14 protein-coding genes are annotated in these 14,444 nt (G+C 73.0%); 8 read left to right on the plus strand and 6 right to left on the minus strand.

The features are described 5' to 3' along the window. Positions 1-315: 315 nt before the first annotated feature. From ACL03H_RS09190 to ACL03H_RS09215, 6 genes are read right to left on the minus strand one after another with little or no spacing between them, the layout of a single operon-like run. A complete protein-coding gene (locus ACL03H_RS09190; RefSeq protein WP_412810704.1) occupies positions 316-1,071 on the minus strand; it encodes a sirohydrochlorin chelatase in 756 nt (251 codons plus the stop codon). A 3-nt stretch (positions 1,072-1,074) separates the two neighbouring features. Then, on the minus strand, positions 1,075-2,421 hold the full coding sequence (locus ACL03H_RS09195; RefSeq protein ID WP_412810705.1) for a sulfate adenylyltransferase subunit 1: 1,347 nt from the start codon (positions 2,419-2,421) through the stop codon (positions 1,075-1,077). Beyond that, complete coding sequence (gene cysD / locus ACL03H_RS09200) at positions 2,421-3,371, minus strand: sulfate adenylyltransferase subunit CysD (protein WP_412810706.1); 951 nt, start codon at positions 3,369-3,371, stop codon at positions 2,421-2,423. Before cysD ends, ACL03H_RS09195 begins: the two co-directional genes overlap by 1 nt. A gap of 34 nt (positions 3,372-3,405) precedes the next feature. Next, entirely contained in the window at positions 3,406-4,131 is a 726-nt protein-coding gene (locus ACL03H_RS09205; RefSeq protein WP_412810707.1) for a phosphoadenylyl-sulfate reductase, read from the minus strand. Positions 4,132-4,146: 15 nt separating this feature from the next. Further along, a complete protein-coding gene (locus ACL03H_RS09210; protein WP_412810708.1) occupies positions 4,147-4,314 on the minus strand; it encodes a hypothetical protein in 168 nt (55 codons plus the stop codon). Continuing rightward, positions 4,311-6,020: a nitrite/sulfite reductase gene (locus ACL03H_RS09215; protein ID WP_412810709.1), complete on the minus strand. Its 1,710-nt coding sequence runs from the start codon at positions 6,018-6,020 to the stop codon at positions 4,311-4,313. The genes ACL03H_RS09210 and ACL03H_RS09215 overlap by 4 nt, the downstream gene beginning before the upstream one ends. 433 nt (positions 6,021-6,453) lie before the next feature. Here ACL03H_RS09215 and hemW point away from each other — a divergent pair, with 433 nt between their 5' ends. From hemW to ACL03H_RS09255, 8 genes are all read left to right on the plus strand, one after another. Next, positions 6,454-7,677, plus strand: a complete 1,224-nt coding sequence (hemW, locus tag ACL03H_RS09220; RefSeq protein ID WP_412810710.1) for a radical SAM family heme chaperone HemW — start codon at positions 6,454-6,456, stop codon at positions 7,675-7,677. Positions 7,678-7,831: 154 nt separating this feature from the next. Then, entirely contained in the window at positions 7,832-8,857 is a 1,026-nt protein-coding gene (gene hrcA / locus ACL03H_RS09225) for a heat-inducible transcriptional repressor HrcA (protein ID WP_412810711.1), read from the plus strand. A gap of 62 nt (positions 8,858-8,919) precedes the next feature. Further along, positions 8,920-10,095 (plus strand): molecular chaperone DnaJ, encoded by a 1,176-nt coding sequence (gene dnaJ / locus ACL03H_RS09230; RefSeq protein WP_412810712.1) that lies wholly within the window; start codon positions 8,920-8,922, stop codon positions 10,093-10,095. 373 nt (positions 10,096-10,468) lie between these two features. Beyond that, complete coding sequence (locus ACL03H_RS09235; RefSeq protein WP_412810713.1) at positions 10,469-10,840, plus strand: histidine triad nucleotide-binding protein; 372 nt, start codon at positions 10,469-10,471, stop codon at positions 10,838-10,840. A 242-nt stretch (positions 10,841-11,082) separates the two neighbouring features. Then, positions 11,083-12,156 (plus strand): PhoH family protein, encoded by a 1,074-nt coding sequence (locus tag ACL03H_RS09240; RefSeq protein ID WP_412810856.1) that lies wholly within the window; start codon positions 11,083-11,085, stop codon positions 12,154-12,156. Then, entirely contained in the window at positions 12,153-12,710 is a 558-nt protein-coding gene (ybeY, locus tag ACL03H_RS09245; RefSeq protein ID WP_412810714.1) for an rRNA maturation RNase YbeY, read from the plus strand. The genes ACL03H_RS09240 and ybeY overlap by 4 nt, the downstream gene beginning before the upstream one ends. Positions 12,711-12,735: 25 nt before the next feature. Next, on the plus strand, positions 12,736-14,061 hold the full coding sequence (locus tag ACL03H_RS09250) for a hemolysin family protein (RefSeq protein ID WP_412810715.1): 1,326 nt from the start codon (positions 12,736-12,738) through the stop codon (positions 14,059-14,061). Beyond that, a complete protein-coding gene (locus ACL03H_RS09255) occupies positions 14,054-14,419 on the plus strand; it encodes a cytidine deaminase (protein WP_412810716.1) in 366 nt (121 codons plus the stop codon). Before ACL03H_RS09250 ends, ACL03H_RS09255 begins: the two co-directional genes overlap by 8 nt. The last annotated feature ends 25 nt before the right edge of the window (positions 14,420-14,444 follow it).

Consider the following 14,444-nt stretch of genomic DNA (forward strand, 5'->3'; position numbering starts at 1 on the left):
GCCACTTGGGGTGAAGTTTAGTGTTCCACAAATGCACCCTGAGTCAGCGATGCCGTTCGCGGCGCGGAACCGGGGAAAACCACCCGGCGCCGGACGAACCGGGACAGCTCGGCAACGGCCGGAGGTCGGGGTTTCCAACCGCCGCCGGGCGTCGGTGCGTCCTGGTTCGCGGCCGCGCGGAACGCCCCCCCCGCCCCGCTCGGCCGGCATCGGGGAAGGGGCGTCGGAATTCCGCGCGCACGGCCGGAAACGGCTCCGCCGGAAGAGCGCTCGCCCAGCTCCGAAAGGTGACCCGGAAGGTGCCCTCGCCCCGGGTCACCCGGCGCGGGCGCCGTCCGCCATCCGATCGAGCGCCTGCCGGTAGCGGGTGGCGACCAGCTCGGCCACGGCCGGGGCGGCGGCCATCGGAGCGGCCAGCAGCGCGTCGGGTGCGTGCTCCCGGGCCGCGTCCAGCACGCGATCGGTGAGCAACCCGGGGGCCAGGAACCAGGAGCCCACCGCGATCCGGCGGGCGCCCCGCGCGCGCAGCCGCTCGATGGCGGTCGGCACGTCCGGTTCGGCGGAAGTGGCGAACGCGGCGATCGCGCCCGTCCAGGAGGCGCGCGCCAGCCAGCGCTCGGCGACCTGCTCGACGAGCCGGTTCGCGGGGGCCCGCGCGGAGCCGACCCCGGCCAGCACCACGCCCAGCCCCGGGTCGTCGAGCTCCGCCCCTGCCTCGGCCAGCCGGCCCAGGGCCGCCGCGTCCAGCAGCGGGTCGGGACCGAGCACCTCGGCGGTGCGCAGCCGCAGCTCCGGCAACCGCCGCCCGGCCTCGGCGAGCAGCGCGGGCAGGTCGACCTTCGCGTGGAACGCGCTGCCCAGCAGCAGCGGCACCACCACCGCCTCGCGGTGCCCGTCGGCGCGCACCGCGTCGAGCACGTCGCCGAGCCGCGGCGCCGACAGGTCCAGGAAGGCCGCCCGCACGTCCAGCTCGGGCCGCGCGGCGCGCACGACCTCCAGCAGGGCGTGGACGGTGCGCGCCGAGCGCGGGTCCCGGCTGCCGTGCGCGACGGCCACCAGCGCGGGTCGCACGGCTCAGCCCGCGACGGCGGCCGCCAGCGGCGCCAGCGGAAGACCGATCAGACCGGCCGCCAGCGTCGTGCCATCCGCCGGATCGATCACCAGGAACGAGCCGGTGCGCCGGGACGCGGCGTACTCGTCCACCGGCAGCGGCTCCGCGGTGCGCAGCCGCACGCGGCCGATCTCGTTGAGCTCCAGCGAATCCGGGGCGACGACGGCGGCCAGCTCCTGCTCGTCGAAGCGCGCCGACAACTCGGTCACCATCGCCTGCACCGTCCTGGTGCCGTGCTTGACCAGCACCCGCGCCCCGGCCCGCAGCGGCTTCTCGGCCAGCCAGCACACCGTGGCGTCCAGCTCGTCGGTGACCTCCGGAGCCGAGTCCGCCCCGGCGATGAGATCGCCCCGGGACAGGTCGACGTCGTCCTCCAGCAGCAGCGTCACCGAGCGTCCGGCGGCCGCGCGCGGTGCCGGGCCGTCCGGGGTGTCCACCCGGGACACCCGGGTGCGGACGCCGGCGGGCAGCACCACGACCTCGTCGCCCTGCGCCACCACGCCCGCCGCGACCTGGCCCGCGTAGCCGCGGTAGTCCGGGTGCTCGGCGGTGCGCGGCCGGATCACGACCTGCACCGGCATCCGGAACGGCGCGTCGAACGGGTCCGGGGCGACCGGAACCGTCTCCAGGTGCTCCAGCAGCGAGGGGCCGGAGTACCACGGGGTGTTCGCCGAGCGCTCCACGACGTTGTCCCCGTGCAGCGCCGAGACGGGCACGGTGCGCACCGCCTCGTCGGGGTAGCCGAGCGCCCGGGCGTGCCCGGCGAACTCCGCGGCGATCCGCTCGTGCACGGCGGCGTCGTAGTCCACCATGTCGATCTTGTTGATGGCCAGCACCAGCTGCGGCACGCCCAGCAGCGCCAGCACGGCGGCGTGCCTGCGGGTCTGCTCCACCACGCCCTTGCGGGCGTCCACCAGCAGGATCGCCAGCTGCGCCGTGGACGCCCCGGTCACGGTGTTCCGGGTGTACTGCACGTGGCCCGGGGTGTCCGCGAGCACGAAGGTGCGCTTCGGCGTCGCGAAGTACCGGTAGGCCACGTCGATCGTGATGCCCTGCTCGCGCTCCGCGCGCAACCCGTCCACCAGCAGCGAGAGGTCCGGGGTCGGCAGCCCGCGGTCCGCGCTGGCCCTGCGCACGGCGTCGAGCTGATCGGCCAGCACCGACTTCGTGTCGTGCAGCAGCCTGCCGACCAGCGTCGACTTGCCGTCGTCGACCGAACCCGCCGTGGCCAGCCGCAGCAGGTCCGTGTGCACCGGCAGCACCACCTCGGTGCCGGAGTCCGGAGCGGTGCGCGTCGTGGTCTCGGTCATCAGAAGTAGCCCTCCCGCTTGCGGTCCTCCATCGCGGCCTCCGACATCCGGTCGTCGGCTCGCGTCGCGCCGCGCTCGGTGAGCCGGCTGGCGGCGACCTCGGCGATCACGTCGTCCACCGTGTAGGCCTCGGACTCCACGGCGCCGGTGCACGAGCCGTCGCCGACGGTCCGGTAACGCACCACCTTGTCCTCGACGGTCTCGCCGTCGCGGGGCCCGCCCCACGGACCCGAGGTCAACCACATGCCGTCGCGCAGGTGCACCTCGCGGCGATGCGCGAAGTAGATGTCCGGCAGCTCGATCTTCTCCCGCTGGACGTAGCGCCAGATGTCCAGCTCGGTCCAGTTCGACAGCGGGAACACCCGCACGTGCTCGCCGGGCCGGTGCCTGCCGTTGTAGAGGTTCCACAGCTCGGGGCGCTGCCGACGCGGGTCCCACTGCCCGAAGGCGTTGCGCAGGCTGAAGATGCGCTCCTTCGCCCGCGCCCGCTCCTCGTCCCGCCTGCCACCGCCGAAGACCGCGTCGAACCGGTTCTCCGAGATCGAATCCAGCAGCGGCGTGGTCTGCAACGGGTTTCGGGTGCCGTCCGGCCGCTCGGTCAGCCTGCCGTCGTCGAGGTAGTCCTGCACCGAGGCCACCACCAGCCGCAGGTCGTGCTGGGCGACCAACCGGTCGCGGAACTCGATGACCTCGTCGAAGTTGTGGCCGGTGTCCACGTGCAGCAGCGGGAACGGCACCGGCGCCGGCCGGAACGCCTTGATCGCCAGGTGCACCAGGACCGTCGAGTCCTTGCCGCCGGAGAACAGGATCACCGGACGGTCGAACTCCCCCGCGACCTCGCGGAAGATGTGGATGGCCTCGGACTCCAGGGCGTCGAGGTTGTCGACCTGCGGGGGCGCCCCCGCGGACGCCGGATCCTCCGGCAGGTCGAGCTGCGGCTCGGCGGTCATACCCATCCTCTCCCGGGTGCGTTGCTCGTTCTGGTCAGCCGTGCAGGCCGCATTCGGTCTTCGACGTGCCCGCCCAGCGGCCGCTGCGCGGGTCGGCGCCCGGCTCGGGCTTCGCGGTGCACGGAGCGCAGCCGATGGACGGGTAGCCCGCGGGAACCAGCGGGTTCACCAGCACCCCGTGCCGCTCGATGTGCGCGTCCATCTCCTCGTCGCTCCACGGCGCGATCGGGTTGATCTTCACCAGCCCGTTGCGGTCGTCCCAGCTCACGATTGGGGTGTTCGCCCGCGTCGGGGCCTCCACCCGCCGAACCCCGGTCACCCACGCCTCGTAGCGGGAGAGGGTGTCGCGCAGCGGGACGACCTTCCGCAGGAAGCAGCAGCGGCCCGGGTCGCGGTCGTGCAGCGCCGGTCCCTCCGCCGCGTCCTGCTCGGCCACGGACTGAGCCGCTCGCGCGTTGACGATGTTCACGTCGTAGACCTGCGCCACCGCGTCGCGAGTCCCGATGGTCTCGGCGAAGTGGTAGCCGGTCTCCAGGAACAGCACGTCCACCCCCGGCTTCGCCTTCGCCGCGAGGTCGACCAGCACCGCGTCCTGCATGTTGGAGGCGACGATCAAGCCGTCCCCGAAGGTCTCGGCGGCCCAGCGCAGCGCTTCCTCGGCGCTCGCCTCGGCCAGGCGCGGGGCGGCCTCCTCCACCAGCGCGCGCAGCTCCTCGTCGCCGCGCCGCGTCCCGATGTCCGTGGTGGTCTCGGCAGTCATGGGTCCTCCGTCTCCTCAGCCGTTCGCCAGCCCGACGAGCCGGACGGTGAACACCCGCAGGCACGCCTGGCACGCCCAGGCCCCCGCCGGTTCCGCCTCCGGCACCAGTTCCTCGTCCCCGCAGTAGGGGCAGTAGAACGGGACCGCGCGGCCCTCGGGCGCGCCCTGCCCGTCGCCGCTCACCTGAGCGAGTCCTCGTCCGCTCGGGCGACCCACTGCGCGAACCGCTCGCCCGATCCGCGCTGGCCGAGGTAGCCGCGCACCAGGCGCTCCACGTAGTCGCCGAGGTCCGCCGAGGTCACCTTGTGCCCGCGGATCTTGCGGCCGAACCCGGCGTCGAGCCCGAGCCCGCCACCCAGGTGCACCTGGAAGCCCTCGACCTGGTCACCGTTCTCGTCGCGCACCATCTGGCCCTTGAGGCCGATGTCGGCGACCTGGGTGCGGGCGCAGGCGTTCGGGCAGCCGTTCAGGTTGATCGTCACCGGGTCCTCGACGTCGCCCTGCACGTCGTCGAGCCGCCGCTCCAGGTCCTCGATCAGCTCGATGGCGCGCTGCTTGGTCTCGACGATCGCCAGCTTGCAGAACTCGATGCCGGTGCAGGCCATCACGTTGCGCCGCCACGGGGTCGGCGCGCTCCGCAGGCCCAGTTCCGCCAGGTCCGCCACCAGCCCGTCGAGCTGCTGCCCCGGCACGTCCAGCACGAGCAGGTTCTGCTCGACGGTGGTGCGGATCCGGGAGGAGCCCACCCGCTCAGCGGCCTTGGCGACCTCCACCAGCGTGGACCCGCTGACCCGCCCGGCCTGCGACTTCACCCCGACGTAGAAGTTGCCGTCGACCTGCGGGTGCACCCCGAGGTGGTCGCGGTGCCCGCCGGGCGTCTCCGGCGCGGGACCGTCCAGCAGCTTCCGGCCCAGGTACTCGTCCTCGATGACCTGACGAGTCCGCTCCGCTCCCCAGTCGTCGACGAGGAACTTCAGCCGCGCCCGGTGCCGCAGCCTGCGGTAGCCGTAGTCGCGGAACAGGCAGGTCACCGCGTGCCAGACCTCGGCGGCCTCCTCGATCGGCACCCAGGCGCCCAGCCGCACCGCCAGCTTCGGGTTGGTGGACAGCCCGCCGCCGACCCACAGGTCGAAGCCGGGGCCGTGCTCTGGGTGCACCACGCCGACCAGCGAGATGTCGTTGATCTCCGGCACCGTGTCCCAGCGCGGCGAACCGGAGATCGCCGTCTTGAACTTCCGCGGCAGGTTCGACAGCGACCGGTCGCCGATGTAGCGCTCGGTGATCTCCCGGACCGCCGGGGTGGCGTCGATGATCTCGTCCGCCGCGACTCCCGCCACCGGGGAGCCCAGCAGCACGCGGGGGCAGTCCCCGCAGGCCTCCGTGGTGGACAGGCCGACGGCCTCCAGCTTCCGCCAGATCGTCGGCACGTCCTCGACCCGGATCCAGTGCAGCTGGACGTTCTGGCGGTCGGTGATGTCGGCGGTGTCGCGCGCGTAGCTCTGCGAGATCTCCCCGATCACGCGCAGCTGCTCGGTGGTCAGCGCTCCGCCGTCGATGCGGACCCGCAGCATGAAGTACGAGGCGTCGAGTTGCTCCGGCTCGATCGTGCCGGTGCGCGCGCCCGGGATCCCCGGTGCGCGCTGCGTGTAGAGCCCCCACCAGCGGAACCGGCCGCGCAGGTCGGCCGGGTCGATCGAGTCGAAACCGCCGTGCGCGTAGATCGTCTCGATGCGTTGCCGCACGTTGAGGGGGTTGTCGTCCTTCTTCGAGCGCTCGTTGGCGTTCAGCGGTTCCCGGTAGCCGAGCGCCCACTGGCCCTCGCCCCGCCCGGACTTGCGGGCGGGGGCGCGGCGCGCGGTGCGGGCTTGAGCTTCCGTCGGGGGGACCATGGCCCGACCTCCGTGGTGGTCGACGAGGCGCTGAGCCGCACCGAGCGGAATCCACCAGCGGATTCGCCGTCGGCGCGCACCCGGCGCCGACTGGAAAGTTCGGAAGGCGACGGCGGGTTTCAGCCAGTGGAACGGCACAGCGCGCTGCAGACCCGCCGCAGGTCGAGGTAGCGACGGGCCACCAGCAGCAACTTCGTCGCGGGCGCGCCCATGCCGATTAGCGTGCCACGCGTCCACCTGCTGCTCCACCCTCGGCCAGATACTGAGACGAGGGTCAACCGGGATCGCACTCGGCCGGGCGGGCCGGGGCGGAACCCCGGCTGCGCTGCACGTCGCGGGCGCGCCGCCGGGGCGGCGGTCGGCCCAGCAGCGGGCGATCCCGGGCTGGTGAGGGGCTGCGCTGGGAGTTCTCCGGGGCTGGGAGACTGGGGGCGTGCCTTCGCAGCCCCCGCCGGGTGAGCCGGCCCCGCCGGACGGATCACTGCCCGCCAGCGCCCTGACCGGGGTGGGCGAGCGGCCGTTCGGCGTCTACGTGCACGTGCCGTTCTGCGCGACCCGCTGCGGCTACTGCGACTTCAACACCTACACGGCCGACGAGCTGGGCTCCGCCTCCGGCTTCGCGGACTGGCTCGACGGGCTGCGCGCGGAGCTGGACCTCGGTGCCCGGGTGCTGGGCGCGGGTGGCCCGGTCCCGGCCGCGCGCACCGTCTTCGTCGGTGGCGGCACGCCCTCGCTGCTCGGCGCCGAGCGGCTCTCGGCCGTGGTGTCGGCGATCCGGAACTCCTTCGGGCTCGCCCCCGGCGCGGAGGTCACCACCGAGTCCAACCCCGAGTCGACCTCGCCGGAGTTCTTCGCCGGCATCCGGGCCGGTGGCTTCAACCGGGTCTCGCTCGGAATGCAGTCCGCCGCCGAGCACGTGCTGCGGGTGCTCGAACGCACCCACACCCCTGGCCGGGCCGCCGCCGCGGCGCGGGAAGCGCGCGCGGCCGGGTTCGAGCACGTCAACCTGGACCTGATCTACGGCACGCCGGGGGAGACCGACGACGACCTGCGGGCGTCGCTGGACGTGGTGCTCCAGGCCGGTGCCGACCACGTCTCGGCCTACTCGCTCATCGTCGAGGACGGCACCGCGATGGCCCGCAAGGTCCGGCGGGGTGAGCTGCCGATGCCCGACGAGGACGTGCTCGCCGACCGCTACGAGATCATCGACGCCCGGCTCGGCGAGGCGGGACTGCGCTGGTACGAGGTCTCGAACTGGGCCTCGGACGAGGCGGCGCGCTGCGCGCACAACCTCGGCTACTGGCAGGGCGGCGACTGGTGGGGCGCCGGGCCCGGCGCGCACAGCCACGTCGGCGGGGTGCGCTGGTGGAACGTCAAGCACCCGGCGCGCTACTCGGCGCTGCTGGCCGAGGGGCGTTCCCCCGCGCTGGCCCGGGAGCTGCTGGACGCGGAGGACCAGCGGATCGAGCGGATCATGCTGGAGCTGCGCGTCGCCGAGGGACTGCCCGCCACCGCGCTCGACGAGGCCGGCGCGAAGGCCGCCGAGCAGGCCGCCGCGGACGGGCTGCTGCGGGAGGCCGACCTGAGCGCGGGCCGCTGCGTGCTGACCGACCGGGGTCGGCTGCTCGCCGACGCCGTGGTGCAGCGCCTGCTGTGACCGCCCGCCGCGACCGGCCGGGCACCCGGGGTGGCGGATGGCCTGCGAACGAGGCGGTTTCCGGTCGAGGTGATCTGAACCCGGTCACGAGCACCGTAAACTCGACGGTGCGAGCACCAGGCCGGGTGCGCGGCTGCGGCGATGCGGAGGTGACGTGGTGAACGCCGACCAACGGCGGTTCGATGTCTTGCGGGCCATCGTGGCGGACTACGTGTCCACCAACGAACCGGTCGGGTCGAAGGCGCTGGTCGACCGGCACAACCTCGGCGTCTCCAGCGCGACCGTGCGCAACGACATGGCGGCGCTGGAGGAGGAGGGGCTCATCGTCCAGCCCCACACCAGCGCGGGCCGGGTGCCCACCGACGCGGGCTATCGGCTGTTCGTCGACCGGCTGCACGAGATCAAGCCGCTCACCGCGGCGGAGCGCCGGGCGATCGGTGCCTTCCTCGAAGGGGCGCTGGACCTCGACGACGTGATGCGCCGCAGCGTCCGGCTGCTCGCGCAGCTGACCCAGCAGGTCGCCGTGGTGCAGTACCCCACGCTGACCCGCTCGACCGTGCGCCACGTCGAGGTGGTCACCATCACCCCGGCGCGGCTGATGCTCGTGCTCATCACCGACACCGGCCGGGTCGATCAGCGGATGGTCGACCTCGGCGACGTGATCGGTGACGAGGACGTGGCGCGGTTGCGCACCGTGCTGAACTCGGCGATGGCCGAGAAGCGGCTCGCGGACGCCTCGGCGGCCGTGGCCGAACTGCCCGACCAGTCCCCGCCGGAGCTGCGCGACGCCATGACGCGCGTCGCGAGCGTGCTCATCGAATCGCTGGTGGAGCATCCCGAGGAGCGCATGGTCCTCGGCGGCACCCCCAACCTCACCCGCAACGTCACCGACTTCCCGAACTCGCTGCGCCAGGTGCTGGAAGCCCTGGAGGAGCAGGTCGTGGTGCTCAAGCTGCTCGCGGCCGCCCGCGATTCGCGCACCGTGACGGTGCGGATCGGGATGGAGAACGAGGCCGAGGAGATGCGCACGACGTCGGTGGTGTCCACCGGCTACGGCACGCATGGGATGGTGCTGGGCGGCATGGGGGTCGTCGGCCCCACCCGGATGGACTATCCGGGAACGATGGCGGCGGTCCGTGCCGTTGCCGCGTACGTGGGTGAGATCCTGGCGGGCCGGTGAGGCCCGACCGCACGACTCGCCCCACGTGAACTCGCAGACCTAGCAGAGGAAGATCGCAGAAGGTGGCCAGGGACTACTACGGGACCCTCGGGGTGGCCAAAGACGCTACGCCGGAGCAGCTCAAACGCGCGTACCGCAAGCTAGCCAGGGAATTGCACCCCGACGTCAACCAGGAGCCCAACGCCCAGGAGCGGTTCCGCGAGGTGACGACGGCGTACGAGGTGCTGTCCGACCCGAAGAAGCGCCAGGTCGTCGACCTCGGCGGTGATCCGCTCTCCCAGGGCGGCGGCGACGGCGGCACGGGCGGCGATCCGTTCGCCGGCTTCGGCGGCCTCGGCGACATCATGGACGCCTTCTTCGGCGGCTCCGGAGGTGGCGGAGGCGGTGGGCGAGGCCCGCGCAGCCGGGTGCAGCCGGGCTCGGACGCGCTGCTGCGCCTGGAGCTGACGCTGGAGGAGTGCGCCAGCGGCGTGAACCGGGACATCACCGTCGACACGGCGGTGCTCTGCGACTCCTGCGACGGCGGCGGCTCGCGCGCGGGCAGCGCGCCCTCCACCTGCGACACCTGCGGGGGTCGCGGCGAGGTGCAGTCGGTGCAGCGCTCCTTCCTCGGGCAGGTCATGACCTCCCGCCCCTGCCCGGTGTGCCGCGGCTTCGGCGAGGTCATCACCGATCCCTGCCAGCAGTGCGGCGGCGACGGCCGGGTGCGCGAGCGGCGGACCATCACCGTCAAGATCCCGGCCGGGGTCGGCGACGGGATGCGGGTCCGGCTCGCGGGCGAGGGCGAGGTCGGCCCGGGCGGAGGCCCGGCGGGCGACCTGTTCGTCGAGGTCGAAGAGCTGCCCCACGAGCGGTTCGTCCGCGACGGGGCCGACCTGCACTGCAACGTGGCGGTGCCGATGACGGCCGCCGCGCTGGGCACGGTGCTCACGCTGGAGACCCTGGACGGCACCGAGGAGATCACCGTGGAGCCGGGCACCCAGCCCGGGACGGAGCAGGTGCTCAGCGGGCGGGGCCTGCCGAAGCTGCGCTCCAACGGCCGGGTCAGCGGGCACGGCGACCTGCACGTGCACCTCGACGTCCAGGTGCCGACGCGGCTGGACGAGGAGCAGACCGAGCTGTTGCGCGGCCTCGCGGCGCTGCGCGGCGAGGAGCAGCCGGAGCCGACCGTCACCGCGAACGGCAACGGGCAGCGGCAGGGGTTGTTCTCGCGCTTCAAGTCCTTCGGACACCGCTGAGGCCCGATCGTGATCTGGTGCGCCGGCCGTCGCCGGGCGCCCGGAGAGGCCCTGATCAGGGGCCTGTCCCGGCGCGGCGGCGGCCGGTTTTCGCGTTCGGCGCGGATCACTGGATCGGAGCAATGAACCTGCATTTGTGCGTTTTCTGGCGCGCGCGAATGACGCGGGGTTACGGTGAACGCCACGCCTGAGGAGGGAATCTCACCGCCTCAGGTGGCTCGCGGAGCGAGCCCAACCGGGCGCTCGTCGGACAACCCCCCCTCGGTCCGGCGAGGCCGCGCCGTAGCCGGGCCACCCCCAGCCCCGCTACGGCGCGGCATCCGGCGGGGAGCGATCACCGGAGGCGTCGGGGCCGCCGGATAGCCTTCCCGGCATGACCGACAGCGACCTGGACTCCCTGTTCCTGCGCATCATCGCCGGCGAGATCCCCGCCGACGTCGTGCACGACGACGAGCGCGTCATCGCGATCCGGGACATCAACCCGCAGGCGCCGACGCACGTGCTGGTCGTGCCCAAGACCCGCTACCGCAACGCGGCCGAGCTCGCCGCGGCCGAGCCCGACCTGATCGCCCGGCTGGTGACCGTGGCCGACGAGATCGCCGAGCGCGAGGGCATCGCCGAATCCGGTTACCGGCTGCTGTTCAACACCAACGCCGACGCGGGCCAGACCATCTTCCACGTGCACCTGCACCTGCTCGGCGGCGAAGCCCTCGGCGGCCTCACCGGCGGCCCGCTGCCCGGCTGACCGGGAGGGGAGCGGTGGAACGGCGGCGCGATCGCGCCGCCGCTTGCTCTACCATCGGAACCGGGACGAACGCACGACCGACTTCGCGCGCCGAGCGCAGAAAGCAGGCCCGAACACACGTGGCCGGAATCGCAGCAGGTGGATCCGCCCAGTCCGGACGCCAGTCCGGGGACGTCCAGAACCAGCAGACCAGGGAATCGCCGGACGGGACCGCCCAGCGGGAAGCGGTGCAGGACCAGAGCTTGCCCGCCCAGAACCCCTCCGCGCAGCACCTCTCGGCGCAGAGCCGGGCGCAGGGCAGGCCCGTCCAGTCCGGCGTGACCATCCCGGACAGCGCGGTCCTCGCGCTCGTCGGCACCCGCGACGCGAACCTGCGGGTGGTGGAGGAGCTCCTCGCCGCCGACGTGCACGTGCGCGGCAACGAGGTGACGCTCACCGGTGAGCCCGCCGACGTCGCCTTCGGCGAACGGGTGTTCGCTGAGCTCATCGCGATGGTGGAGAAGGGCGGCCTGCTCGGGCCCGACGCGGTGCGCCGGATCGTGGCCATGCTCTCGGCCGACAGCGGGGAGTCGCCCGCCGACGTGCTCAGCCTGGACATCCTGTCCCGGCGCGGTCGCACCATCCGTCCCAAGACGCTGAACCAGAAGCACTACGTCGACGCGATCGACGAGAACACCGTGGTGTTCGGCATCGGACCCGCGGGAACCGGCAAGACCTACCTGGCGATGGCCAAGGCCGTGCAGGCCCTGCAGGCCAGGCAGGTCAACCGGATCATCCTGACCAGGCCGGCGGTGGAGGCGGGCGAGCGGCTCGGCTACCTGCCGGGCACGCTCTACGAGAAGATCGACCCGTATCTGCGGCCGCTGTACGACGCGCTGCACGACATGATCGACCCGGAGTCCGTCCCGCGGCTGACCCAGGCGGGCACGATCGAGGTCGCGCCGCTGGCCTACATGCGCGGGCGCACCCTCAACGACGCGTTCATCATCCTCGACGAGGCGCAGAACACCACGCCGGAGCAGATGAAGATGTTCCTGACCCGGCTCGGTTTCGGCTCCCGCGTCGTGGTCACCGGCGACGTCACCCAGGTCGATCTGCCCGGCGGGCAGCGCAGCGGGCTGCGGGTCGTGCGGGAGATCCTCGACGGCGTCGACGACGTGCACTTCGCCGTCCTCGACAGCGGGGACGTCGTCCGCCACCGGCTGGTCACCGACATCGTCAACGCCTACGACCGCTGGCAGGCGGAGCAGGACGCGGATTCCGAGCAGTTCCCGCGTCGCTCCGGCCGGGGCGGTCAGTTCCGGGAACGCGCATGAGCATCGAAATCGCCAACGAATCCGGCGTCGAGGTCGACGAGGGGACCATCGTCTCGGTCGCCCGCTACGCCCTGGACCGGATGAGCGTCAGCCAGCTGGCCGAGCTGTCCATCGTGCTGGTCGAGCTGAACGTGATGTCCGACCTGCACGAGCGCTGGATGGACCTGCCCGGTCCGACCGACGTGATGGCCTTCCCGATGGACGAGTACGACTCGTCGCGGCGGCCGGACGCGGCCGGCTCCGGCCCGGCGCTGCTCGGCGACATCGTGCTGTGCCCCGCTTTCGCGAAGGACCAGGCCCGCAAGGCCGGGCACGAGCTGATCGACGAGCTGCACCTGCTGACCGTGCACGGCGTGCTGCACCTGCTCGGCTACGACCACGCCGAGCCGGACGAGGAGCGCGAGATGTTCGGGTTGCAGAACCGGATCCTCGCCGACTACCGGACGGCCCGGGACGAGGCCGAGCGGGCCGCGGCGCAGCGCGACGCGGACAACCGCGTGCTGGGTACCGTGGGGCTGGACCCGGGCACCTCGCCCGAGGTCCCCCGCGACTGAGGGCGAGAAGGCGGGGGTCGTGTTCATGAGTTCGGCCGCACTGGTGGTGTGGGCTGTGCTGCTCGTGCTGGGGGCCGGGGTGTTCGCCGCGGCCGATTCCGCCGTCGGCACCGCGTCCCGCGCCCGCGTGGAGGAGCTGCTGCGGGAGAACCGCAGCGGGGCCAGGCAGCTGGCACTGGTGCTGGAGGACCGGCCCCGGCACGTGAACCTGCTGATCCTGCTGCGCCTGGCCTGCGAGCTGGGCGCCACGGTGCTGGTGACGGTGGTGGCGCTGCGCCTGGTGGAGTCCGACCTGTGGTCGGCGCTGCTGGCGATCCTGATCATGCTCGTGGTGTCCTACGTGCTCATCGGAGTCGGACCGCGGACCATCGGCAGGCAGCACCCGTACGGGGTGGGGCTGCTGGTGGCCGCGCCGGTCCGAGCGCTGGCGCGGGTGCTCAACCCGCTGACCCGGCTGCTGATCCTCATCGGCAACGGGCTCACCCCAGGACGCGGTTTCCGCGAGGGCCCGTTCTCCTCGGAGGTGGAGCTGCGCGAGCTCGTCGACCTGGCGGGGGAGCGCGGCGTGGTCGCCGCGGGCGAGCGCGAGATGATCCACTCGGTGTTCGAGTTCGGCGACACCATCGCCCGCGAGGTGATGGTGCCCCGCACCGAGATCATCTGGATCGAGCGGGCGAAGTCCGCGCGCCAGGCGCTCGCGCTGTGCCTGCGCTCCGGGTTCTCCCGGGTGCCCGTGATCGGGGACAGCGTCGACGACATCGTGGGCGTGGTGACGCTGCGCGACCTGACCCAGGCGCTCGCGGAGGGCGGCGACCTCAACCAGCCCGGCCCCGAGCTCGGCGAGCTGATGCGCCCGGCCAGCTTCGTGCCGGACACGAAGCGCCTCGACGAGCTGCTCAAGGAGATGCAGCTGTCCCGCAGCCACCTGGCCATCGCCGTCGACGAGTACGGCGGCACCGCCGGCCTGCTCACCATCGAGGACGTCATCGAGGAGATCGTCGGCGAGATCACCGACGAGTCCGACCTGGAGGAGCACCGGCCGATCGAGCACCTGGACGACGGCACGATCCGGGTGTCCTCCCGGCTGCCGGTGGAGGACCTCGGGGCGCTCTGCGACGTCGAGCTGGACGGTTCGGAGGTGGAGACCGTCGGCGGCCTGCTCGCGCAGCGACTCGGCCGGGTCCCGCTGCCGGGGGCCGAGGCCGAGATCGAGGGCTTGCGGCTGCGCGCCGAGGGCGGCAAGGACCACCGCGGCCGCATCCGCATCAACGCGCTGCTGGTGCGTCGCGTGAACGGCGAACCCGCACCGCACCGCGGTGCCGATCAGGAAGGAAGCCCCACCCGTGGCTGAGCACGCGCAGGAGTCGGCCGCTCCGGAGGAGCTGGACGCCGAGGACGCCAAGATCGTCACGCTGGCCCGTTCGGCCCGCGCCCGCACCGGCGCCGCCGAGGGCGCCGCGGTGCGCGACACCGATGGCCGCACCTACGCGGCGTGCACGGTGGCGCTGCCGTCGTTGCGGCTGACCGCGTTGCAGGTGGCCGTGGCCACCGCCGTGGCCAGCGGCGCCGAGGGCCTGGAGGCCGCCGCCGTGGTCACCGATGCCGCCGAGGTCTCCGCGGACTCGATCGCCGCCGTCCGCGACCTGACCGCCACCGCGCCCGTGCTGCGCGCCGACGCCAGCGGCGAGGTCGCCGGGGTGCTGAGCTGAGCAGGGCCGGTGCCGGAGCTCCGGG

The sequence above is a fragment of the Saccharopolyspora antibiotica genome (assembly GCF_047200635.1).
GTDB lineage: Bacteria > Actinomycetota > Actinomycetes > Mycobacteriales > Pseudonocardiaceae > Saccharopolyspora_C.

Excerpts from the sequence above, each read along its gene's own strand:
- ACL03H_RS09250 (WP_412810715.1), top strand. The coding sequence starts at position 12,736 with ATGAGTTCGGCCGCACTGGTGGTGTGGGCTGTGCTGCTCGTGCTGGGG.
- ACL03H_RS09235 (WP_412810713.1), top strand. The coding sequence starts at position 10,469 with ATGACCGACAGCGACCTGGACTCCCTGTTCCTGCGCATCATCGCCGGC.
- ACL03H_RS09195 (WP_412810705.1), bottom strand. The coding sequence starts at position 2,421 with ATGACCGAGACCACGACGCGCACCGCTCCGGACTCCGGCACCGAGGTG.
- ACL03H_RS09215 (WP_412810709.1), bottom strand. The coding sequence starts at position 6,020 with ATGGTCCCCCCGACGGAAGCTCAAGCCCGCACCGCGCGCCGCGCCCCC.
- cysD (WP_412810706.1), bottom strand. The coding sequence starts at position 3,371 with ATGACCGCCGAGCCGCAGCTCGACCTGCCGGAGGATCCGGCGTCCGCG.
- ybeY (WP_412810714.1), top strand. The coding sequence starts at position 12,153 with ATGAGCATCGAAATCGCCAACGAATCCGGCGTCGAGGTCGACGAGGGG.
- ACL03H_RS09205 (WP_412810707.1), bottom strand. The coding sequence starts at position 4,131 with ATGACTGCCGAGACCACCACGGACATCGGGACGCGGCGCGGCGACGAG.